This window comes from Paenibacillus sp. VT-400 (assembly GCF_001029205.1).
Taxonomy (GTDB): domain Bacteria; phylum Bacillota; class Bacilli; order Paenibacillales; family Paenibacillaceae; genus Paenibacillus; species Paenibacillus amylolyticus.
Genome location: NZ_LELF01000067.1, coordinates 3,148,960 through 3,174,147, shown reverse-complemented (window position 1 = coordinate 3,174,147; position 25,188 = coordinate 3,148,960). Strand labels below are relative to the sequence as shown.

Annotated in this window: 12 protein-coding genes; 11 read left to right on the top strand and 1 reads right to left on the bottom strand. The window is 42.2% G+C overall.

Annotated elements, in window-relative coordinates:
• The first annotated feature begins 47 nt into the window (after positions 1 to 47).
• From EL84_RS24525 to EL84_RS24510, 4 genes are all read left to right on the top strand, one after another.
• Entirely contained in the window at positions 48 to 1,985 is a 1,938-nt protein-coding gene (locus tag EL84_RS24525) for a beta-glucoside-specific PTS transporter subunit IIABC (RefSeq protein WP_047843453.1), read from the top strand.
• A gap of 445 nt (positions 1,986 to 2,430) precedes the next feature.
• Entirely contained in the window at positions 2,431 to 4,344 is a 1,914-nt protein-coding gene (locus tag EL84_RS24520) for a beta-glucoside-specific PTS transporter subunit IIABC (RefSeq protein ID WP_047843452.1), read from the top strand.
• A 33-nt stretch (positions 4,345 to 4,377) separates the two neighbouring features.
• Complete coding sequence (locus tag EL84_RS24515) at positions 4,378 to 5,820, top strand: 6-phospho-beta-glucosidase (protein WP_047843451.1); 1,443 nt, start codon at positions 4,378 to 4,380, stop codon at positions 5,818 to 5,820.
• A 314-nt stretch (positions 5,821 to 6,134) separates the two neighbouring features.
• The gene (locus EL84_RS24510) at positions 6,135 to 6,533 is read left to right on the top strand and encodes a RidA family protein (RefSeq protein WP_047843450.1); all 399 of its coding nucleotides are present in this window, start codon (positions 6,135 to 6,137) and stop codon (positions 6,531 to 6,533) included.
• Between the two features lie 119 nt (positions 6,534 to 6,652).
• Here EL84_RS24510 and EL84_RS24505 read toward each other — a convergent pair whose 3' ends face one another.
• Positions 6,653 to 7,810, bottom strand: coding sequence for a S8 family peptidase (locus EL84_RS24505; protein WP_047843449.1), 1,158 nt, complete (start codon positions 7,808 to 7,810; stop codon positions 6,653 to 6,655).
• 221 nt (positions 7,811 to 8,031) lie between these two features.
• Between EL84_RS24505 and EL84_RS24500 the strand changes: the two genes are divergently transcribed.
• From EL84_RS24500 to EL84_RS24470, 7 genes are all read left to right on the top strand, one after another.
• Entirely contained in the window at positions 8,032 to 8,553 is a 522-nt protein-coding gene (locus tag EL84_RS24500; RefSeq protein WP_053061601.1) for a GNAT family N-acetyltransferase, read from the top strand.
• Between the two features lie 51 nt (positions 8,554 to 8,604).
• Positions 8,605 to 8,835 (top strand): hypothetical protein, encoded by a 231-nt coding sequence (locus EL84_RS24495; RefSeq protein WP_053061600.1) that lies wholly within the window; start codon positions 8,605 to 8,607, stop codon positions 8,833 to 8,835.
• Between the two features lie 74 nt (positions 8,836 to 8,909).
• Positions 8,910 to 9,767 carry a Cof-type HAD-IIB family hydrolase gene (locus EL84_RS24490; RefSeq protein WP_047843448.1) on the top strand — a complete coding sequence of 286 codons (858 nt, stop codon included), beginning with the start codon at positions 8,910 to 8,912 and terminating at the stop codon, positions 9,765 to 9,767.
• 175 nt (positions 9,768 to 9,942) lie between these two features.
• Complete coding sequence (locus EL84_RS24485; RefSeq protein WP_047843447.1) at positions 9,943 to 11,208, top strand: YncE family protein; 1,266 nt, start codon at positions 9,943 to 9,945, stop codon at positions 11,206 to 11,208.
• Positions 11,209 to 11,226: 18 nt separating this feature from the next.
• A complete protein-coding gene (locus tag EL84_RS24480; RefSeq protein ID WP_047843446.1) occupies positions 11,227 to 11,448 on the top strand; it encodes a hypothetical protein in 222 nt (73 codons plus the stop codon).
• Positions 11,449 to 11,773: 325 nt separating this feature from the next.
• Positions 11,774 to 12,979, top strand: coding sequence for an ACP S-malonyltransferase (fabD, locus tag EL84_RS24475; RefSeq protein ID WP_047843445.1), 1,206 nt, complete (start codon positions 11,774 to 11,776; stop codon positions 12,977 to 12,979).
• Positions 12,980 to 13,252: 273 nt separating this feature from the next.
• Positions 13,253 to 25,186 carry a non-ribosomal peptide synthetase gene (locus tag EL84_RS24470; RefSeq protein ID WP_047843444.1) on the top strand — a complete coding sequence of 3,978 codons (11,934 nt, stop codon included), beginning with the start codon at positions 13,253 to 13,255 and terminating at the stop codon, positions 25,184 to 25,186.
• The last annotated feature ends 2 nt before the right edge of the window (positions 25,187 to 25,188 follow it).

The following is a 25,188-nucleotide window of genomic DNA, read 5'->3' as shown; positions in this document are numbered from 1 at the left end:
CAATATGCTTTGAATCCGTGTCTAGCCAGAAAGGAAGAAAAGACTTCATGAAACACGAGCAATTAGCCAAAGACATTCTGTCTGGCGTTGGTGGAAAACAGAACATTAACAGCGTGGTGCACTGTGCGACCAGACTTCGTTTCAAATTAAAAAATGACAATAATGCCAAAACAGACGAACTCAAAAATCTGCCTGGAATCATAACGGTAATGCAAAGCGGGGGGCAATACCAGGTCGTTGTGGGTAACGAAGTGTCTGATGTTTATAAAGCCTTGTTACAGGTGGGTAATATGAATGCGGATGAACCGGTCTCAAGTGATGATTCAGAATCTTCCGGTAAAAAGGAGAGTCTCTTGGGTCAGTTTATTGACTTGATCTCAGGTGTCTTTACACCAATTCTCGGATTGCTAGCTGCAACAGGGATGATCAAAGGTTTCCTGTCCATGTTTACTTCTCTCGAATGGCTGGACCCGGCTTCAGGAACATATCAATTGTTGAATGCTGCAGGAGACTGTCTGTTCTACTTCTTCCCGATCTTCCTGGGTTACACAGCTATGAAAAAATTCGGTGGATCTCCATTCCTCGGGATGGCCATCGGAGCATCACTAGTATATCCGACCTTATCCGGTCTTAGTGGTGGGGAACCGCTCTATACGCTGTTTGCAGGCACATTGTTTGAATCACCGATTCATATCACGTTCCTGGGTATTCCCGTTATCTTGATGAGTTATTCCTCATCCGTCATTCCGATTATTATTGCTGCTTATTTTGGAGCAAAGGTAGAAGCGTTCTTCAAAAAGATCATTCCATCTGTTGTGAGAACGTTCCTCACGCCATTCTTTACAATTCTGATTGTTGTCCCTGTAACATTCCTCTTGATTGGTCCAATTGCGACATGGGCAAGTCAGCTGATTGGTGCCGGGGTATCGGGCATCTATGACTTGAGTCCGTTGGTAACCGGTATTGTTGTTGGTGGATTGTGGCAAGTGTTGGTGATCTTCGGGTTACACTGGGGTATCGTACCAATTATGCTGCTGAATCTGTCCACACTGAAAGCAGACCCGATTCTGGCTATGATGTTTGCTGCTTCGTTTGCTCAGATTGGTGCGGTTCTTGGCGTTATGCTTAAAACGAAAAATACCAAACTCAAAACACTGGGTGTTCCTGCCTTTGTGTCCGGGATTTTTGGTGTAACTGAGCCTGCTATTTATGGCCTTACTTTGCCATTGAAAAAACCATTTATTATGAGTTGTATTGCTTCTGCAACCGCTGGTGGTATTATTGGATTTGCAGGTTCCAAAATGTTTGTATTTGCTTCAGGAATCTTTGGTGTTCCAGCGCTGATTAGTCCCACAGAGGGGATCAACTATGAATTCTGGATGGCCATGATTGCCACTATCATTGCTTTTGTACTAGGTTTTGTTCTCGTTTATTTTGTAGGATTCAAAGATCCTGCTAATCCGGAGGCTGCCAAACAGGCTCCAGAGCCAGTAAAAAAAGAGAAGGCAGCACTTGAGCCTAATCCTAACAATCGCTACGAAATTGCTAGCCCGATGACGGGTGAGGTAGTTCCTTTGCAAGAAATTAATGATGCTACATTTGCTGGTGAACATATGGGTAAAGGGATCGCTATTCGCCCAACCAGTGGGAGAGTTGTATCCCCGATTAATGGTGTGGTACAGACGATTTATCGTACCAAACATGCAATTGGTCTTGTAGATGATCAAGGTGTAGAGATTTTGATCCATATCGGTCAGGATACGGTACAGCTCAAAGGTCAACATTTCACTGCACATGTGAAAGATGGGGATCGTGTGAGTGTTGGCGATCTGATCGTTGAATTTGATCTGCAGGCCATTATTGAGGCGGGTTATGAGACCGTAACACCGATTATTGTAACTAATACGGCTGATTATTTGGACGTGGTTGCAACAACAAGTCGTGAAGTGCAAGAAAAGGATAAATTGGTTACGGTTATAGGTTAATTCTGCTTTAGTGCGAATTTTATTAATCTGAACATTAGCTTTATAGAGACCACTTTGATGTTTTCGAAGTGGTCTCTTTTTTTCATTTTCGGTCACTCAAATGTATTTGTGAAATTAATAAAAATAAGTGTTGCAAACGTAGTTCAGATGTACTATGATGAGTTCAAGAAGTAAGCGCATACATTGATCGGGTTGTAACTGTTCAATCAGGCAATGCCGACCACCCTCAGTTCAGAGGGTATGGAATGTAACTTACTTTCGTTATCCAAATAATTAAATACCAATGTGTACAGCCTTACAGGGTTGCAACCGTTAAGGGCAAAACCTGAATTGCTGAATAACACGACTGATTTCCGGACGATCCGGTATGTTGTGTATGTTCAGTGGTTCAGGTTTTATTTGTTTCAAAAGTCATGGGGAGTCTACTTAGAGAGGGAGAATTACAATGAGCAACTACGATCAATTAGCTAAGGACATTCTGTCACGTGTAGGTGGTCGCGAGAACGTAAACAGTGTATTCCATTGCGTAACAAGACTGCGGTTCAAACTGAAAAATGAAAGCGTAGCCAAAACGGAAGAACTTAAAAATCTGCCAGGGGTTATTACCGTCATGCAAAGTGGTGGACAATATCAAGTTGTTATCGGCAACGAAGTGCCGGATGTATATAAAGCAGTTGTTAAAGCAGGGAATTTGTCTACTGAAGGTCAAGTAGATGAGAAAGATGCAGATTCAGGTCCCAAAGGCAATTTGTTTAACCGTTTTGTAGATATGATTTCGGGTGTATTTACTCCAGTGCTTGGATTGCTTGCAGCGACGGGGATGATTAAAGGTTTCACAGCTATGTTCGTGTCCCTGGGTTGGATCGACAATACTGCTGGTACGTACGCCTTATTGAATGCCATAGGGGATTGCTTATTCTACTTCTTCCCTATCTTCCTTGGCTACACAGCTATAAAAAAATTCGGTGGAAGTCCATTCCTAGGCATGGCTATCGGTGCATCGTTAGTCTACCCAACACTTGCGGGAATTCGTGCTGGAGAACCGTTATACACTTTGTTTGCAGGCACTTTGTTCGAATCACCGATTCGGATCGAGTTTCTAGGTATACCGGTTATTTTAATGGATTATGCTTCATCCGTTATTCCGATTATCGTAGCAACGTTCTTCGCGGTCAAAATCGAACGTTTCTTCAAAAAGGTTATGCCTAAAGTAGTCAGCAATTTCCTAGTTCCATTTTGTACTTTGTTAGTTATTGTACCAGTTACGTTCCTAGTAATTGGGCCGGTTGCGACATGGGCGGGTCAACTGTTAGGTGCATTCACATCTTCAATTTACGGACTGAGCCCTTTACTTACAGGACTTGTAATCGGCGGTTTGTGGCAAGTATTCGTATTGTTCGGACTCCACTGGGGACTCGTTCCATTGGTATTCGTTAACCTTGCAACGCTTGGCTATGATTCGATTCTGGCATTGTCTTTTGCAGCTTCCTTTGCTCAAATTGGTGCAGTGCTTGCGGTTACTCTGAAAACGAAAAGTCAAAAAATAAAAACACTCGGTGCACCAGCGTTTATATCCGGTATTTTCGGTGTCACTGAGCCAGCGATTTACGGTGTAACATTGCCATTGAAAAAACCATTTATTATGAGCTGTATTGCTGGTGGTATTGGTGGTGGTATCCTTGGTTTTGCTGGAACTAAAGGTTATATAATTGGTGGTCTTGGAATCTTCGGTTATCCGAGCTATGTAAGTCCTACAGAGGGAATGAATTCCGTATTCTTCTGGACGGTTGCAGCAACCATTATTGCATTCATCCTTGGTTTTATTCTGACATACGTGGTTGGATTCAAAGATCCGGTGGAAAAAGTAGCTGCACCTGCACCAGTACTTGATCCAAATCCGAACAGCAGATACGAAATTGTCAGCCCAATGGCTGGTGAAGTTGTTGCACTGAATGAAATTAATGACGTAACGTTTGCAGGTGAGCACATGGGTAAAGGGATTGCAATTCGTCCAACCAGTGGTAGGGTGGTATCTCCAATCACAGGTGTCGTTCAAACCGTATATCGTACCAAACACGCCATTGGTCTTGTAAGCGATGATGGTGTAGAGATGCTGATCCATATTGGACAGGATACGGTCAAGCTGAAAGGTCAACATTTTACAACCCATGTAAAAGATGGAGACCGTGTTAACGCAGGTGACCTGATTGTTGAGTTTGATCTGCAAGCCATTAAAGATGCAGGATATGAGACGGTTACACCGATCATTGTGACTAATACTTCAAATTATCTGGACGTTGTAGGAACAAAAGATGCATCCGTTCATGAGAAAGATAAATTGATCACGGTATTAAGCTAATTCAAACTAAGGATGGTAAGGAGGAACTCCTCAATGAATGAAAAGTTTACAGCCTTCCCGGAGAATTTTCTCTGGGGAGGAGCAACCGCAGCGAATCAATTGGAAGGTGCTTATCTGGAAGGTGGCAAAGGTTTAACAACGGTAGATCTGATTCCGATTGGTGCCAATCGATGGAATATTGCTCTGGGTAACCTGGATTCATATGAACCAAAAACAGGGGAATTCTATCCTTCACATGAAGCTATTGACTTCTATCATCGATATAAGGAAGATATTGCGTTATTTGCAGAAATGGGATTTAAGTGCCTCAGGCTTTCGATAGCCTGGGCACGGATTTTCCCTAATGGTGATGAAGCGGAGCCAAACGAAGTAGGCTTGCAATTTTATGATGATGTCTTTGATGAGTTATTAAAATACAACATTGAACCTGTCGTGACGATCTGCCATTTCGATGTACCTGTACATCTGGTCGAAACTTACGGCGGTTGGAAGAATCGTAAGATGATTGGTTTCTTTGAGAAATATGCGACGACTTTGTTCAATCGATATAAGAATAAAGTGAAATACTGGATGACGTTTAACGAGATCAACATGTTGCTGCATCTTCCGTATATTGGAGCGGGAATTGTCCTTCAGGATGGTGAAAACAAAGATCAGGTTCTGTATCAGGCAGCACATCATGAATTGGTAGCGAGTGCACTTGCTGTTAAGGCTTGTCATGAGATCATTCCGGATGCACAGATTGGATGTATGTTAGCCGCTGGAATGGTGTATCCATACAGCTCTAATCCGGATGATGTATGGAAAGCCATGGAGAAAGATCGCGAGTCATTCTTCTTCATCGACGTGCAGTCGAAGGGAACATATCCAGGTTATACGAAAAGATTTTTCAGGGAAAATGACATTCGGATTGACATGCAACCGGAAGACGCAGATATCTTGATGCAGAACACGGTCGATTATATCGGTTTTAGCTATTATGCAAGCCGGTGCACCAGTACAGACCCTGAGATTTTGAAAGATTCGACAGAAGGCAATGTATTTGGTTCGGTGAAGAACCCTTATCTGCAAGCTTCCGAGTGGGGGTGGACCATTGATCCTAAGGGGCTTCGAATTACACTTAATCAACTGCATGACCGCTATGGCAAACCTTTGTTTATCGTAGAAAATGGACTTGGAGCAACCGATGTGTTGTTAGACAATGACTCCGTAGAAGATGACTATCGCATCGAATATTTGAATAGTCATTTTGCCGAGATGGCTGAAGCGATTCAAGACGGTGTAGAGCTCATAGGTTACACAAGCTGGGGACCGATTGACCTGGTCAGTGCGGGTACCGGAGAGATGAAGAAACGTTATGGCTATATCTATGTAGACCGAAATAATGATGGTACGGGCACACTTCGCAGAGTGAAAAAGAAGAGTTTTCACTGGTACAAAGATATCATTGCGAGTAATGGCGCACAATATTTCTGATACAAGATGTCCGACGCTATAGAATAAACAAAGAGCAGTCTCGTTATTATGGGATTGCTCTTTGTTTATGAGGGGATGAATTTGACCCATGATGTGGCTTTCAGATATAATAGAAAAATTAAGAGAATCTTGTCACTTAAGAAGGGAGGAGCATCCACTCATGAAGAAAAAATCACTTGCGTTTATATCTTCGGGATATGGATACTCCACTGCTGTCTTTTTCTAGAATCTATTCCAAGGGTGAAGTCTGCCCAAAATCGGAAGAAAACTAGGAAATAACGCAGAAAAATCTTAAGAATGATGAGGTAATCCAGATGAATATTGACAAAATTACTAGAAAAAATCCAGAAAATATGCCAGCTCCTGTAGGTCAGTACACGCATATTACAAGAATTCCGAGGAATGCAGAGTTATTTGTGACTTCGGGTCAAATTGGAGCAGATCATAATGGACTCTTTCCAGAGAGTCTGAATGAGCAAGTCACGAATACATTTAATAATATTAAAACAGTGCTCGAATCTGAGCGCTTAGATGCTGAACATATTATCAAAGTGAACGTATGGGCAACCGAGGAAATCGATTGGGATTTCTTATATGCCGAGTGGGGACAATTATTTAGTACGGATTATCCTGCAATGACGATTGGATATATTACGGCGTTAGGTCTACCAGAGATTAAAATTGAAATAGAGCTTTGGGCAGCAAAAGTATAACATCGAATACTTTTTAACCAAACGAAGGAGCATCTCACTTACAGATGCCCCTTCGTTTTTTAATTTGTGAAAAATGGAAAGGATATGCCTGTGTGCAATCATGAGCGATAGTAGGTGTATTATGGCACCTGCAAGCTCTGATAAGCATTCAGTCGACCATATGTCCAGTAGATCCCGGAGCCTGATACCGGATCAGAAGCGAAACACAGCGCATCCCGAATTTGAGCATTTGTTTTCCCTTGTGCAGCGAGAAGTGCAGCTACTCCAGCCACATGAGGGGCAGCCATGGATGTCCCGCTAAGGTAGGCATAGGAACCTCCCAGGTATGTGGATAGAATGGTATCACCCGGTGCGGCCATATCCACCCAAGAGCCATAGTTGGAGAAATTGGATTTGAGATCGGAGGGATTGGTTGAAGCGACAGCAATCACGTTGGGATATGATGCGGGTACGATTGGGAACGAAGTGTTATCGTTACCGGCTGCGGCAATAATCACAGCTCCTCGCTCCCAAGCATACTGTACGGCAGCTTGAAGGAAAGCATTTCCCATCGGCCCACCAAGACTCAGGTTAACAACCTGAACACCGTTATTGGCAGCAAAGACAAGCCCGTTACCTACATTACCTATCGTTCCTTGCCCGTTGTTATCCAGTACCCGGAGCGGAACGATGGATGCGAGTGGAGCAGCGCCTGCGATGCCCACTCCATTGTTGGTAACGGAGGCAGCGATCCCGGCTACATGGGTGCCGTGGCCGTTCCCGTCCTCAGGGATGTTATCATAATCAACATAATCATAACCGGGGAGGAGCTTGGAGGCCAATTCTGGATGGTTTAGCTGTACACCGGTGTCGATAATGGCGATTTTGACAGAGCTGTTACTCTGAGTAATATCCCATGCAGCGGGGGCGTTGATTTTGGACAGGTTATACTGATAAGGAAAGAAAGGGTCATTGGGAGTGAAGGATGCCTCAACGAGGTAATTCGGCTCTGCATGTTCAATAAGCTCATGATCTTTGTAATGTTTCAGCATCCGGTGTATTTTTTTGCGGGATTCCACACGGTACCATCCTAAATCTTCATAGGTCTCAGCGACCTTACATCTCCCTTTTTTGTGAAGGGTATGCATCTCATCCTCGGTTGTACCTTCCTTGAATTTGACGAAGAGCTGCTTGGGAGCGTGCGGATGAAACTTGCTCTCGGCAAGTTGGTCCAGATAACGATACATGAACCCGATTACTAGCAAAATGAAAACAAAAACACCTAACCATAACCACATGAGCGTTTATCCCTCCAATATGATTTGTGACACGCCTTATCGTATGCGAACTCTATCAGACTGCGCGGGCACTCTTGCAATTTGGATAGTAGTGTAGATAGATTGATAGGAAGGGATAAATTCGGTAAGATGATATGAAGAGAACCACTTTGGCATGAACAAGATTTAAGGCAGGGCCGAGAGGTAACTCCTAAATACAGAGGATAAGGAATGTGGTTTTATTGACACAACTTCAGAGTATACCGACAGTCACACCAGTTCAGGTACACCAGATTCATGACGCCATTGATTTTGCCATGCGTGTACGCAGAGAAGTGTTTCCGATGATGGATCATACGAAATTGCCTGTGGACTTCGAGCAGTTCAGAGAACATTATCTGCACTCCGATGGTTCGATCTTTCTTGTTGCAATGATGGAGGATGCGGGCATCGTCGGTTCTATTGGAATATTACCTTATGATGGACGTATCGAAGCTGTGGAAGGTCGATATGCAGCTCGATCGGCTGCCGAAATAGTAAAATGTTATGTAGATCCCGCGTATCGTAGGTTTGGCATTGGCTCGATGTTGATGAACGAACTGGAGAGCGTGGCAAAGGATATGCACTATACGACGCTGTATTTGCATACACATCGCTTCTTGGCAGGAGCCGTAGATTTCTGGAAACGCCAAGGGTTTACGGTTATTGCTGAGCAGGATGATGACTGGCAAACCGTACATATGGACAAGTTGGCATGTAAGTAACCATTGGAATTTATTGAAGGAAAATGACATTGTTATACGGACGCTGACATTTTGTATAGATACCGACTTACCGATGAAGACACGAAGAAGGAAGGGAAGCTGGAGCTGTTTGTACCGGACGAGGATGAATATTACTATTTTGATACGCGGACGGCTGATCACCTTGGAGAGTACAAAGTGATGCGTTTGGATTACTTTAATGGGGAACCTGAAGTATACGCGGATTCTTTTGCCGAATTTTTGGAGAAGTTGATCGATCAGCGAACACCACGGAATAGGTAATTTTGTATAAGGAAAATGTCTGTCGGCACTCGCTCGGTTAGACATAGACAACATACATGATGGGGGCTAGGCAGATGAACGAAACGAAGCGAAAAATTGTTTTTATTGATATTGATGGCACACTGGTAGATGATGACGGAAGTATTCCGTTGTCAGCACAGAAGGCTTGTAAACAGGCCAGAGAGAACGGACATCTGCTCTATTTATGTACAGGCCGATCCAAAGCAGAAATTTATGATTCCATCTGGGATGTCGGATTCGATGGTCTGATTGGTGCAGGTGGGGGTTATGTGGAGTTTGGCAAGGACGTGTTATATCACAAAAGGGTAACAGCGGAAGATGTTCGACATATGGTCGATTTTTTCAATGAAAACGGCATTGACTTTTACCTTGAATCCAATTCGGCATTGTATGCGAGTAGCAATCTTCAACCTCACCTGGAACGCCGCATCTATGGTGATGTGGAGAATGACCCTGTAGCCAGAGAGAAGAAGGAGCTAAAGCCGCACCCGTTTATTGCCGGATTAACGTATGGTGAGGCCGACCTGTACAAGGATGATGTGAACAAAGTATGTTTCTTGGAGAGCTCAGCCATCCCGTTTGAGCGGATCAAGCAAGAGTTTGAAGGGAAATTCGAAGTCATTCAGTGCACTGTGCCGATCTTTGGTGAAGGAAGTGGTGAACTGATGATCCCTGGCATTCACAAAGCCATTGCAATCGCCGATTTGCTGAAGCATCTGGGCATGTCCCAAGAAGATACATTTGCCATCGGTGATGGCATGAATGATGCCGAGATGTTGGAATTTTGTAACATCGGAATTGCCATGGGTAATGCAAAGCCTGGACTGAAAGCCATTGCAGATGATATTACTGGAACTGTCGAGGAAGATGGATTGTATCATAGTTTTGTGAAGTATGGATTGATCACTTGATAAAAAAATGAGGCAATCTGGAAAACAGTTAATACGTACACCCTTTGTCCCAAACCTTATTTTAGACCCTGCATATATTATTGCAGGGTCTTTTTTTGGTTTAAACAGATCAATTTATATTTTTACAAAAGGATTCTAATCAAACCATAACATCTAAGTGAAGGAGAGAATCGAAATGGCCATTCTATCAACCGGACCTATCGAGAATAATGCCGTCAGTGATGTACGGCCAACACAACAAGTTACCGTTAAAATTGATAACAGGAATTCTCTGGATGGATCCGTTGTTTTGATACAAGGGTATAATTTGACCACTACGAGGACTTTATATGTCAGCGAGCAGATTTCAATTGATCCGGACCAGGTAGTGACAAGAACTTATTTTGCCAATCTTGATGCGTTTGAGTTTGTCTTTACAGTTGAAGGTGTAGCTATAGAGCAGACGGAGATTTCCGTGTGGGGCAAAAATGAAACCGGTCAGCTAGTTGCCGCACATCGATTAGTTTCTTCCGAACTTGAAATAGAGGGGGATAATACGTCAGTCAACCGCATATATGTAGCCAATTTTAATAGTAACGATGTTTCCGTCATTAATGGCGATACGAATATGGTCATTGCTACCATTCCTGTGGGGACGAATCCTGCAGGGATTGATGTCAATCCATTAACGAGTCGTATTTATGTCGCAAACAGAAGCAGTAATACCATTTCCGTCATTAATGGTGTAACCAACGCGGTAATTGCTTCTATTCCGGTTGGGAATGAGTCAGGGGACGTAGGGGTCAATATAGCAACCAATGCCGTTTATACGGCAAATTTTAATTCATTGGATACAACTGAAGATGTAACCGTTATTGATGGATTGACCAACACGGTGATTGATACTATCACTATTCCGGGACTCAATTTTTTAACGGGTATAGGCGTCAATTCCTTAACGAATCGGATCTATGCAGTTAATTTTAATTCTGATACTGTCTCTGTAATCGATGGAGTAACCAATACAGTGATTGCTACGATACCCGTTCAGGTTAATCCATTCCGTGTAGGGGTCAATCCAGCCACCAACCGTATTTATGTATCGAATTTTACCAGTAATACGGTTTCCGTTATTGATGGATTGACGAATACCGTCATTGATACCATTCCAGTCGGCGTTACGCCAGCTGAAGTAGCTGTTAATACCTCCACAAACGCTATTTACGTACCCAATCGAGACACGGATAATGTTTCAGTAATTAGTGGACTAACCAATACGGTGATTGCAACTGTTCCTGTCGGAATTAATCCAAACGGAGCGGGCGCCAATCCGTTAACCAATCGAGTTTATATAAGCAATCAAGATGACAATACCATTTCTGTGATCGATGGCGAAACAAATACGGTGATTGCTACTATTCCGGTGGGGGCACGTCCGTTCGCAGTAGGTGTAAATCCGTAGAAAGGTGAGGGGATTCGGATGAAAGAAGTTATAACGGTATCAGACTTAATGGAACAGCTGATCACCATGAACAAAGAAAATTCTGTATGCCAAGTTAGGATTCCAGGTAAGGGGATGTATGTAATTGTATTACAGGACGATTATTCAACTGTGCCATCTTCAGATCAAATGTTGAGTGATACAGAGAACGAAGTGAGCGAAAAAATCGGATCTGAAATAAAGAGGAATCCGTTTCTCTGAGGATAAGGAGAATCGTGAGTCTTGAATGATCAGATCAGAATGGAACAGGCATCTCCTCAATGGGGGTGTCTTTTTGCATTAGTACTCAGACTACAGACAAGATCCAGTAAAGAATAACACTAAATGTTCCAACACAGAGGCCAACAAGGAGCCCAAAAAGAACCACGAATTTTTTTCCGTTCATAGAAATAGATGCCCCTCCGTTTGACTTTATTATTGCATAACTCCTAATGAAAGTTTATTATAAATTTTGCAAACTAGGAATTTATTGGTTTTAAGTTGTCAAAGTGCATGAAATATAAAGTTGATACATGGAGGATGCTGAATGAGTAATGTAGCTCTGTTGTTTCCTGGACAAGGTTCTCAGATGGTTGGGATGGGGAGAGACTTTTGGAATAACTTCGATGTGGCTAAGAAGTTATTTGAAGAAGCCAGTGATGCCATTTCTTTCGATTTGAGAAAGTTATGTTTTGAAGGTAGCATGGCTGATTTGACAATGACGATGAACGCTCAGCCTGCACTTTTGACTGTTAGTGTCATAGCGTATCAGGTGTATATGCAAGAAATAGGGATGGAACCCGCTTATTTGGCTGGGCATAGTTTGGGAGAATATTCGGCTCTGGTCTGCGCAGGTGTTCTATCATTTCATGATGCCATTAAACTGGTAAGACAACGAGGTATCATTATGCACAATGCAGACCCGGATCAGAAAGGTACCATGGCCGCCATTTCAGGTATTCATTTAGATACACTTCAAAACATATGCGAACAAGTTTCCACGATCGAGCGTCCTGCTTGTGTGGCTTGTGTGAACGCTGACCAGCAGTTTGTCATTTCGGGACATCGGCACTCTATACAAGAAATTATTAAAAGGACAGAAGCCCTGAGAACGAAACATTCGTATATCAATGTAAGTGGTCCCTATCATTCTCCTTTGATGCAAACCGCAGCAGAACAATTCAAAGTTGAATTGGATCAATATCAATATGCCCATGCAAAATACCCGGTTATTTCCAACGTTACAGCAGCACCCTATGAGTCTGATCGATCTGTCGTCGATTATTTAACCATGCAGATGACGATGCCTGTAAGATGGTCAGAGTCTATGCTCTATCTGGTTGCAAATGGGGTTACTGAAGTTATAGAGTTGGGTTCTAAACATGTGTTAGCTAGTCTTATGAGTAAAATAACGAAGCGTATTGTACCTTACTCGCTAAGTCAGCCTTCCGATTTACTAATGCTTACAAATACACAAGAAAGGAAAAATAAACGCTTAACAATTCGTAAAAAGTTGTTATCAGAACTTATAGTAACCGCACTCATTTCACGGAATTATAACCCTGATTCGATATCATACACCCAAACGGTTGAGCCATTATTTAACCAATTACAACGGGCAAAGGAACAAGTAAACAACAATGAATGTGAACTTAGTGAAGAAGAGATAAATGTTGCTCTACAGGTATGTCATTCCATTATTATAGCAAAAAAAATTCCATTGGATGGAACCGCGTTCATCGATGCAATCTAGTACCCGATCTGTTCTTTTGCAAGATCTATATTACAGCGACAGACTGCCTTTTTGTAAGGTAGTCTTTTTGTCTTTTAATGCATCTGAACTTGTTGAAGTTTCAGATATTTGGTAATAAATATGTCAATAACTCACAAATCAATCTCTATTTTTTACCATATAGTAACAATAAACTGATTGATTTTACATATATTTCTATGGTAAAATTTTGCTTGAAAATATGTGTAAATAATTAGATAAGCATGTTAGAGATGATTCATTTGGAGGAGAGATATGTATACTAATCAGTTTCAAACACTAGTGGATGTTATCCGCGACAGAGGTAAAATAACGGATCGCGGTATTCGTTTTATCGATGCGGACAAACGAGAAACTTTTATATCTTATCATCAATTATTTACTGAGGCACAAGGGTATTTAGGTTATCTACAAGCCATCGGAATTAAACCTAAACAAGAGATTATTTTTCAGATTCAAGAAAACAAACGGTTTTTAGTCGCATTCTGGGCTTGTATACTCGGTGGAATGATCCCTATCCCTGTAAGTATTGGTGAAGATGAAGAACAAAACTTGAAAGTATGCCGTATTTGGAATTTGCTAAATAACCCTTTCATGATTGCATCTGAGAAGGTGCTGGATAAAATGAAGAGATTTGTTTTGGAACATGACATGCTTGATTTCCATCATCAATTAGAAGTCAGAACGGATATGATCCAAGACACCATATATCATTATGAATCTATTAATAATATAGTTGAACCTCAGTCTGATGACTTGGCATTTATTCAATTCTCTTCTGGATCAACCGGTGATCCCAAAGGCGTTATGCTCACCCATCGAAACCTGATTTATAATACTTGTGCTGCTATTAATGGCACACAAATTAGTTCAAACGATAGTTTTCTCTCCTGGATGCCCCTTACCCATGATATGGGTTTGATTGGATTTCATCTCGTACCCCTCGTGGCAGGAATTCATCAGTACTTGCTCCCAACGGAATTATTTATTCGCAAACCGATTCTATGGATGAAAAAAGTAAATGAACACAAAGCAACCATACTGTCTTCTCCTAACTTTGGTTATAAATACTTCCTGAATTTCTTTCGCGAAGACAAAGCGGAGGGATGGGATCTGTCATCTGTACGAGTCATTTATAATGGGGCGGAACCTATATTACCCGAAGTGTGTGATGAATTCCTAAATGTATTGTCAGCATATCACTTAAAGAAAACAGCCATGTTTACCGTATATGGACTAGCAGAGGCCTCTGTTGCCGTCTCCTTTCCCAAGGTAGAAGAAGAATTTACTGCGGTGTACGTTCACCGGAATCATCTGAACTTAGGGGAGCGTGTCATCGAAGTCGAGAAACATGCTGAACATGTGGCATCATTTGTTGCCGTTGGCGAAGCAATTGATTATTGCCATGTTAGAATTTGCGATGAGGAAATGAACAGTGTTCCCGATTTAGTTATTGGAAAAATTCAAATCAAGGGGGATAACGTCACCCAAGGTTATTATAACAATTCACTAGCAACGGAGAAGTTATTAACGCACGACGGATGGGTGAATACAGGAGATCTGGGTTTCATCATGAACGGAAAACTGGTTGTAACAGGGCGGGAAAAAGACATTATCTTTATCAATGGTAAAAATGTATATCCCCATGACATTGAACGTGTCGCCATACAATTAGATGATATTGAACTCGGAAGAGTTGCTGCTTGTGGTGTGTATGATTCGAATAGTCAAAGTGAAGAAATTATTGTGTTTGTCGTGTACAAAAAAAAGATCGAACACTTCTTGCCGCATGTTAAAGAAATCAAAAGACATCTATATAAACATGGGGGATGGAGTGTCAAAGAGGTACTGCCCATCAAAAAATTACCCAAAACAACAAGTGGGAAAATCCAGCGGTATCAGTTAGCCAAGCAGTATGAAGCAGGCAAATTCTCAACAGAATCTGCATTCATCCATGACTGGATCAAGAATGACAATGACAAGGCAAAAGAAAAGGCTGCTGTTTCGGTTCGAGTCATAGAACGTGAATTAACTTCACTATTTTCTGAAGTGCTGGTTGGGAAAAAGGTTGAACTTGAGGATAGCTATTTTGATATGGGTGCAACTTCATTACAGCTGGCCCAAATCGCTGAACGTATAGAACAAAAATACGGAGAAGAGCTTGCTGTTACGGACCTCTTTACCTATCCCTCGATAACTGAATTGGCAGCATATCTGGTTAGAGGCTACAGCGAGACCATGCAAGTCAACAAAACTCAAGAGGATCATACGCCATCCAAAGATATTGCTATTATCGGTATGTCTTTGAATCTCCCTGGTGCATCAAATGCAAGCGATTTTTGGCGTGTTTTGGAAAATGGAACGCATAACATTCGGGACTACCCGGAAAGTCGGATAAAAGACGCAGCGGATTATATACAATCCATGCGAAGTGGAATGAGCGAAGTTCAATGGATCAAGGGTGGTTACTTGGATCAAATTGATCAATTCGACTATTCTTTCTTTGGCATAACTCCAAAAACTGCACAATTTATGGACCCGAATCAAAGGATGTTCTTGCAAACGGCATGGCATACGATTGAAGATGCTGGGTATGCAGGGGAAGGAATCAATGGAAGAAATGTGGGCGTGTACGTGGGATATTCCAAAGTTGGGTATGATTACGAACGGCTCGTGACAGCGAGTTACCCCGCAGAACTCAAAAATTATATCATTGGAAATTTACCATCTGTACTGGCGAGCAGAATTGCATATTTCTTGAATTTAAAAGGCCCGGCCTTAACGATTGATACCGCTTGTTCCTCCTCACTTGTTGCTGTTCACATGGCATGTAAAGGATTGCTCGCCGGAGACTGTGAAATGGCAATCGCAGGAGGCATTCGAACGGCATTATTACCGATAAGTATCGGACTGGATATGGAATCTCCAGATGCATTGACGAGAACGTTTAGCGAAGATGCCAACGGCACGGGATTTGGCGAAGGTGTTGGGTCGGTCATGTTGAAGCCAATGCAGCAAGCGATTAAGGACGGGGATCATATCTATGGTGTGATTAAGGGAAGTGCGATTAATCAGGATGGCAAGACGGTAGGAATCACAGCACCTAACCCGGAGTCTCAGACCAATGTGATCGAACAGGCATGGAAAGAAGCCGGCATTTCTCCTGATACGCTTAACTTTATTGAAGCACATGGAACAGGGACAAAATTAGGTGATCCGGTTGAGTTCAATGCTTTGCGTAAAGCTTTTGAGAAATATACGGATCGGAAACAATTTTGTGCAATCGGATCTGCCAAAGCTAACATTGGACATGGTTTTGAAGCGGCGGGGATCGCTGGATTAATTAAATCTATTCTTATGTTTCAACATAGAAAGATTCCACCATTGGTTCACTTTGACAAGCCTAATCCCCTGCTTAAGTTTGAAGCTTCACCTTTTTATGTGAATCAGGAACTAATGGCTTTTGGTGAAAAAGAGGGTCCATTAAGATGCGGGGTTAGTTCTTTTGGTTTCAGTGGTACCAATGCGCATGTGGTTCTCGAAGAATATGTTCCTTCCCCAACCGTAGATAAAAGAATGTCCCAAGAGCCTAATCTATTTGTTCTGTCTGCTGCCACGGAACGGGCGCTGGGTGAATTGGTCAGAACGTATCATGAATATCTAACCGATCACACGGATGTTTCTATTCAACAAATCTGTTATACAGCCAGTACGGGAAGGGCTAATCTGGATTATCGGCTTGCCATCGTAGTGACGAGTACACAAGAATTACATGAAAAATTACAACGAATTGCAAGCGGAGAGGGTAAACTGCCAAATGTTTATTTTGGTTATGCCAAAAAAGACAAAACGCTTGTTAGCGATCATCTCTATGTTCAGGGAAAGGCAGAATCTTTAAATGAACTCGGTCAGTTATTTACACTGGGGGCAGTGATTGATTGGGAAAGGTTTTATAATCATGAAGTCATTCGGAAAATTCCATTGCCTCTATATCCATTTGAGCAGAAGCGGTGTTGGATTGAAGTCAAACATACGATACCAGCGGAACATTGGTCAGAGAGGAATGAGGTTCAAATGGAGATGAATACAAACGATATTGAATTAAAGATTAAAACAAGCATCAGTCGTGCATCTGGTTTGAAGTTGGAAGAGCTGGATCATCAAGCTCATTTTCTCCAAATGGGATTGGATTCCATTATTCTTGTGCAAATTCAGAAGGAAATCTCAGAGCTGTTCCGTTTGAATATCCCGATGGAAATGTTTTTTGAAACCCTTACAAATATTAATTCCTTAGTTAAATATGTGTCAGAGAATATAAAGCATCATGATGTATCTGAAAATATAAACAATCAAACAGTTCAGGAGCATACTGAACAACGAAATCTGGCATCTGTGAACAATATAAACACGGCAAAATCATCAGGGAATGTGTCGGAACAAATTGTGATGTCTGCCATTCAGCTCATGGAATCTCAATTAAAAAGTTTGAATGTGCTGTTAGGCGAGCAAATGAATGCTGTTCAATCGCCTCTTTTGGAGATGAAACATCATGAAACCCCAAAAGTTCAAGCTTCACCGGTAATGAATGAAATCAATAAAACCAACGAACCCAAAAAGATCCAACCGGATTCGGAATCGAAGGAAGAAAAAAAACCTTTTATACCGTATCAATCGTTGAAAATTCATGAAGAGAACGGATTATCACCGCTTCAGAACCAGTATGTTGAACAGTTTGTAACAAAGTATACCGCAAGAACCAAAGGCTCCAAATTAAAAACTGGCCAAACACGTTTGGTTCATGCGAATAATCGCAATGTATCCGGATTTCGCTCGTATTGGAAGGAAATGGTGTATCCCATCATTTCAAGTCGTGCAGAGGGATCTAAGATATGGGATCTGGATGGGAACGAGTATTTGGATCTGACGATGGGATTTGGTGTGAATCTATTTGGCCATAATCCAGCGTTTATTCAAAATGTAATAGCAGACAGCCTCCAGGAACAATTGCCTCCATTGGGCCCTATGTCAGATTTGGCAGGAGATGTTGCAGCTAAAATTTCCGAGCTAACGGGTGTAGAGCGTGTCGCATTTTATAATTCAGGAACAGAAGCTGTCATGGTTGCACTTCGTTTAGCGAGGGCAGCAACGGGGCGTTCCAAAGTTGTATTATTTTCTGGATCTTACCACGGTACACATGACGGCGTGTTGGGTGTAGCGAATCCTGGGGATGCTTTATCGTCTGCGATGCCTATGGCTCCTGGTATTGTACAAAGCTCAATGGATGATTTGATTATTCTTAATTATAACCATCCGCAATCCCTGGATATGATTCAGAACCTGGGTGGTGAATTGGCTGCTGTGCTTGTAGAGCCGGTGCAAAGTCGAAGACCTGATATGCAGCCAACACAATTCTTACGGGAACTTAGAGAAATAACAAATCAAACTGGGACTGCACTTATTTTCGATGAAGTCATCACTGGATTCAGAATTGGTCTGGGTGGAGCACAGGATTGGTTTGGGGTTCAAGCAGATCTGGTTACGTATGGAAAAGTGGTCGGTGGTGGGCTGCCTATTGGCATAGTCGCGGGTAAGGCTGAATTTATGAATCCGGTAGATGGTGGAACCTGGAACTTTGGTGATGATTCTTACCCTTCCGATGCAGATAAGAAAACGTTTGTCGGTGGAACCTTCTGTACACACCCTCTTACGATGAGAGTGATGTTAACGGTACTGCAGTATCTTCAATCCGAAGCAGGAACTTTATATAAGGAATTAAATGAAAAAACAGATTATCTTGTTAAAGAATTAAATGTGTTTTTCAAAACAGCGAATGTACCGATGCAAATGGTGAACTATGGATCTTTATTTCGATTTATATCATTTGGAGATATGGAATTATTCTTCTACCATTTAATTTATAAAGGTTTATATATTTGGGAAGGTCGTAACTGTTTTATATCGACTGTGCATTCCATGGGTGAGATGGATACGATAATCAGAATCGTGAAAGAGACGATCCATGAACTACGCGAGTGGGGGTTTATCCCTGGTGAATCGCCTGTTTCGGAATATCCGCTCTCTTTAGTGCAAAAACAATTATTGTTAACTTCATTACATGGGGAAGATGCGAATGCTGCATTAAATCAGAGTGTTATTTTAAAAATGACAGGTGGAATAAAGCCTTCCACACTGGATCAGGCCGTGAATCAGATCGCACAGCGTCATGAAGCCCTGAAAACAGTCATTCATGCCGATCGTGAAACACAACAAATCAGATCCGTAATGGAATTTCAATGTACATGGTTGGATTTCTCGGCATATGCGGGTGAGGATCAAGAAAGGGAAATTTCCAATTGGTTATCTGCCGATGCAAATGAAGCCTTCGATTTACAGTCTGGGGAACCTCTATTTAGAATCACCTTGCTTAAAAAGGCAGCCGATCAATACCTTATGGTGCTGACATTTCATCATATTGTTGTAGATGGCTGGTCGATTGCTGTATTCATTCAAGAGTTGGAACATACCTATTCTGCTCTGGTCCGAGGAGTTCCGGTTCAATTACCTGAAGCCACTCCATTCCGTGCGTATTTAAGCTGGCAACGACTTGAACATGAAAAAGGGTCATTTACCGAAGGGATTCAGTTCTGGAAAGAACAATTTTCCTTATCCTATCCCAACATCACACTTCCAACGGCACCGTCCCATGATGTGCCCAGGGGATATTCTGGTGACAGGTATTCCATCAAGCTGGATCATCAATTAACAGAGTCATTGCGAACGTTAAGTATCAATAATAAGAGCAGTTTGTTTGTAACAATGTTTGCAGCGTTTCATTTATATTTGCATCAACTAACAGGGCAGTCTCACCTTGTCATCGGCGTGCCTACAGCGGGTCAGTCTCATATGCGAAAAAATGCGCTGATTGGCAACTGTGTCAACATTGTACCTGTTCATCATGCCTTGTTAACGAAGCAATCCGTTGTAGACCATGTTCTTCAGCTCAAGGAAACGCTGGCTCTAGTCATGAAATATCAGCATGTTCCATTGACCCTCGTATCCGAACAGCTTGCTCATATGACTGCACCGGATACCCGGATTTTATTTAATATGGACAGAACGATTCATCATCTCCAATTTGAAAATATCAAGACTGAATTCATGTCGTATCCGATCAAACATATTTCTTACGATTTATTTCTTAATATTACAGATGTTAGCCATGAATTGTACCTGGATTTTGATTACAATACCGAGCTTATTGGACCTGAGATGATGAAATTGTGGTCTGAAGGATTTAAGGGTTTGCTGCAAAAAATGGTGAGTCATCCAGAGGCTGAAATCTCGTCTTTGACGTTGTTCTCATCCGAGCAACAGGACCAATTACAGGAAATATATAATCGGTTTGTTACGGAGCGTCTTCCTCACGTTAATCATGCAGCCATATTCGAGTCTCCAGTCAATGACGTGGAGAAAAAGCTGGCTTTGATCTGGGAGGACGTATTATCCCTCGATCAAGTGGGGAGACATGATCACTTTTTTGATCTCGGAGGTAACTCGCTCAAGGCGACAGTAATGCTATCCAAGGTACATGAGCAGTTTCAACACAAAATTTCAATCGTTCAATTCTTCCAAAACCAACGTCTGAAGCAGCTTGCCAGTCTGATTACAGGCGAGAACGAGGAAACATTCATTCCAATCAAGGCATTGGACGTGAAGGAGTTCTATGAGACGTCAGCTGCACAACAGCGAATCTACTTTCTGGATCAATTTGAGCCGAATAGTGTGTTTCAGAACATGTGCGGTCATATCACGGTCACAGGAAAAATCGATGAAGCTAAACTAATTTCGTCATTGGAACAAATCGTGCAACGTCACGAAGCTTTTCGCACCAGTTTTCATCTGATGGATGGAGAGCTTTACCAGCGTATCGCGCCAACGATTGATTTTGAAGTGAAACGATCTCAGGAAAGCTCTGCTTCATTCGAACAACATGTTAAGACGTTTGCCAAACCATTTGATTGCTCCAAAGCGCCGTTAATACGTGCCGAATTCATTCGTATAGACGATGATCATGCAGAGATCCTCATTGAGATGCATCATATTATATCGGACGGATATTCCGTTGGTATTCTTGCGAATGAATTGATTGATGCGTATGACGGAAGAAGCATGTCGGACATTGAGGTTGAATACAAAGACTTTGCAGCTTGGCAGAAAGAATTCCTGGCGGGTGAGTCTTATAAGCAGCAAGAAAAATATTGGCTGGATCAATTCAAAGGAGAACTCCCGAACCTTAATCTGCCTACTGATTTTGTTCGGACACCTCAGTTGACTTCGGCAGGTTCTAGATTGTCATTTGTGTTGGACGCACACTTGAAGCAGTCGCTGGAGAAGCTTGCGAAACAAACGGGAACTACGATGTTTATGGTGTTATTGGCAGCGTATAATGTGCTGCTTCATCAATATACGGATCAAGAAGATATGATTGTAGGCACGCCAACATCAGGAAGAAACCATCCGGATGTCGAGAATATGATAGGTGTCTTTATCCAGACGGTAGCGATTCGATCACAGCCGGTGGGGAATAAGTCATTTCGATCCTATCTCGAGGAAATTAAAAAACAATCCCTGGATGCATTGGATAACCAGGACTATCTTTTTGACAACCTTGTAGAGAATTTAAACACGCATCGGGATACAACCGGGACAGCACTTTTTAATACGATGTATATCTTCTTAAATACCGCGTTGAATCAACGGCAAGAACAGGATTGCAGCTTTGAAGTTAGAGAATTAAATGTTGGTGTATCGTTATATGATCTGATGTTCATCGTTGAGGATGATAATGAGTGTCTGGAAATGCACTTTAATTACAAGACGGAGCTGTTTGAACGGGATACCATCGACAGAATGAAAACACATCTGTTCAACATCCTCAGAGACATTGTGATCGAACCTGATATTGCCTTGTCCGATATTCAAATGCTGTCTGAACCTGAGCAGAACGTTCTTTTATATGATTTTAATGATACCAACATAGAATATTCCCGGGAACAGACCATTCAGGAGTTATTCGAAGCACAGGTGGAACGGACACCTGATCAATTGGCTGTTAGTTTTGGAAATGAGCGATGGACGTATCGTCAATTGAATGAACGGGCGAATCAGTTGGCATATACGCTTAGAGCTGAGGGAGTGCAGCAGGATCAATTTGTAGGTATTCTGACAGATCGTTCGATTGATATGATCGTTGGCATCTTTGGCATTCTAAAAGCAGGCGGGGCGTATGTACCGATTGATCCGGATTCTCCTGAAGAGCGTATCCGGTACATCCTGCATGATTCGGGGGCAACGTTGTTAGTCACGCAAAAGCATTTGAAGCAGTTGGTATCGTTTAATGGAAAAATGATTGATTTGGACGATGAAGAAATCTATGCAGCTAATCTGTCGAATCTGGAACCGGCAGGGAATTCCGAGCAGTTGGCTTATGTGATCTATACTTCAGGCACAACAGGCATGCCAAAAGGTGTAATGATCGAACATCGTCAGGTTCATCACTTGGTTCAAGCGTTGTACAGTCAAGTTATAGATGATCAGCATAGCGGTTTGCATGTCGCTTTACTTGCGCCTTACTATTTTGATGCATCTGTGAAGCAGATTTTTGGCGCACTGCTGTCAGGCCATGCCTTGTTTATTGTAGACAAGGACACGGTACTGGATGGACAAGATTTAATGAATTATTATCAGCTCCACCAAATTGATTTGACAGACGGTACGCCTGCGCACCTGAAATTGCTTTCGAAGGCAAAAAACGTTCAAGGCATATCGCTAAAATATATGCTCATTGGCGGTGAAGCTCTTTCTCAGCAAAGTGTAAATGAAATCACATCATTATTTGCTCTCAATCAGATCACGGCGCCAGCCATAATTAATGTGTACGGTCCAACAGAATGTTGTGTGGATGTTGCGACATACCGTGTACTTCCAGAACACCTGGATACAGCGAATCAACGAGCTCACCTACCGATTGGTCGAACATTAGGAAATAATCGCCTGTATGTATTGAACAAACATGGCAAAGTTCAGCCTGTAGGCGTCGTAGGGGAATTATGTATCTCTGGCGATGGGGTTGGTAGAGGATACTTGAATTTACCTGAGCTGACAGCAGAAAAATTTGTGCGTGATCCGTATGTACAGGGAGCGACAATGTACAAAACGGGAGATTTGGTGAGATGGCTTCCCGATGGCCATATCGAGTATTTGGGAAGAATGGATCACCAGATTAAGATTCGCGGATATCGGATCGAAGTAGGAGAAGTCGAAGGGGCGCTGTTAGATCTAGAGTGTGTGAAAGAAGTTATCGTCATTGCACATGAGGATGATCATGGAGACAAATCGTTATGTGCATACTTTACAGCGGATTCCACGCTGACGGTGGGAGAGTTAAAACAAAGCCTCTCTAAGGTGTTGCCAAATTACATGGTACCAGCCTACTTTATAGAATTGGATCACATGCCTCTGACAGCGAACGGGAAAATCGATCGCAAATCGCTTCCGAGTCCAGAAGAAAACATACAAACGGGAAGTGAATATATAGAACCCCAAACTGGGGTGGAAAAACAGTTGCTGCCTATTTGGCAGGATGTGCTTGCCGTGAAAAAAATCAGTGTAAAAGACAGTTTTTTTGATGTTGGAGGCAACTCTTTACGTGCGACCAAGCTGGCCGCCAAAATCAATCAAAAGCTGAATATCCACATATCGGTAAGAAACGTCTTTGAATGGCAGACCATTGAACAGATGGCTCAATCTATTGAACAAATGGAACAGGAAGTATCAGTGTCCATTCCTCAAGTGGAGGAAAAAGAATATTATCCTATTTCTTCAGCGCAAATGAGAATGTACATTATGAGCATCAAAGCTGGCAAGGAACTCATGTACAACATGTCAGGTATGTTTATGTTGGAAGGATCGCTTGATCGGATCAGATTGGAAGAAGCATTCCAACAATTGATTCATCGTCATGAATCGCTTCGGACTGGATTCAAAGTCATACACGGAGAACCGAAACAGATCGTATACCCTAAAGTGAACTTTGGAATTGAATTGATCGAGTCAACGGAAGTAGAGATCGAAGATCGAATTGAACAGTTTGTTCGCACATTTGATCTCGGGCAAGCACCTCTTATGAGGGTGGGACTTATTGAACTTCAGCAGGAGCGTCATGTTTTGCTGGTAGATCTCCACCATATCATTGCAGACGGACTATCCGTGCATCTTCTGATGACTGAACTTAGCCAGTTCTATAAGGGAGAGGAGCTGTCTCCTCTTCGAATTCAATATAAGGACTATGCTGAATGGCAGCAAATGCAACTTCATAGTGAGCGGATGAAAAAGCAGGAGAAGTATTGGCTTACTGTGTTTGGTGAAAGTATCCCGCTATTGGATCTGCCAACAGACTACGAAAGACCTGAAACCCTAAGCTATGCGGGAGATGTATTGGACATTGTTTTGCAGGAAGACATCTTTCCAGGCTTAAGGAACATCGAAGCACGGACAGGAACAACGTTATATATGATTCTATTAGCCGCCTATACCATTCTATTATCTAAATACAGCGGACAAGAAGATATCATTGTAGGCACGCCGATTGCAGGAAGGACACATGCTGAGCTGGAGCCGGTTATGGGGATGTTTGTGAATACACTGGCTATTCGAAATTATCCTGCCGCGGATAAAACATTCACGGAGTATCTGCTGGAAGTGAAAGAAAATATGTTGAACGCTTATGAGAATCAGGATTATCCGTTTGAAGAATTGATTGAGAAAGTAAATGTAACCAAAGATGCTCGGCGGAATCCGTTGTTTGACACTATGTTTGTATTGCAGAATACAGATGCTTCAGAGATTCAGATGGATGGAGTAACCTGTAAGCCTTATGCCCCAAATACGAGAGTATCCAAATTCGATTTAACGTTGTATGTTACCGAATTGCAACACAAGTTAGAAGTGGCCTTTGAATACAGTACGATTTTATTTGAGAAAACAACGATTGAAGCGATGTCACAAAATCTGTTGGTCATATTAACAACCATTGCCAAAGACCCTCATATTGAAATCAACAAGATTCAATTGGTTGAAGAATTAATAGATGGGGATACGCTGGCTGATCTAATTGAAGTAGATTTCTAAGA

Excerpts from the sequence above, each read along its gene's own strand:
- EL84_RS24525 (WP_047843453.1), top strand. The coding sequence starts at position 48 with ATGAAACACGAGCAATTAGCCAAAGACATTCTGTCTGGCGTTGGTGGA.
- EL84_RS24520 (WP_047843452.1), top strand. The coding sequence starts at position 2,431 with ATGAGCAACTACGATCAATTAGCTAAGGACATTCTGTCACGTGTAGGT.
- EL84_RS24515 (WP_047843451.1), top strand. The coding sequence starts at position 4,378 with ATGAATGAAAAGTTTACAGCCTTCCCGGAGAATTTTCTCTGGGGAGGA.
- EL84_RS24510 (WP_047843450.1), top strand. The coding sequence starts at position 6,135 with ATGAATATTGACAAAATTACTAGAAAAAATCCAGAAAATATGCCAGCT.
- EL84_RS24505 (WP_047843449.1), bottom strand. The coding sequence starts at position 7,810 with ATGTGGTTATGGTTAGGTGTTTTTGTTTTCATTTTGCTAGTAATCGGG.
- EL84_RS24490 (WP_047843448.1), top strand. The coding sequence starts at position 8,910 with ATGAACGAAACGAAGCGAAAAATTGTTTTTATTGATATTGATGGCACA.
- EL84_RS24485 (WP_047843447.1), top strand. The coding sequence starts at position 9,943 with ATGGCCATTCTATCAACCGGACCTATCGAGAATAATGCCGTCAGTGAT.
- EL84_RS24480 (WP_047843446.1), top strand. The coding sequence starts at position 11,227 with ATGAAAGAAGTTATAACGGTATCAGACTTAATGGAACAGCTGATCACC.
- fabD (WP_047843445.1), top strand. The coding sequence starts at position 11,774 with ATGAGTAATGTAGCTCTGTTGTTTCCTGGACAAGGTTCTCAGATGGTT.
- EL84_RS24470 (WP_047843444.1), top strand. The coding sequence starts at position 13,253 with ATGTATACTAATCAGTTTCAAACACTAGTGGATGTTATCCGCGACAGA.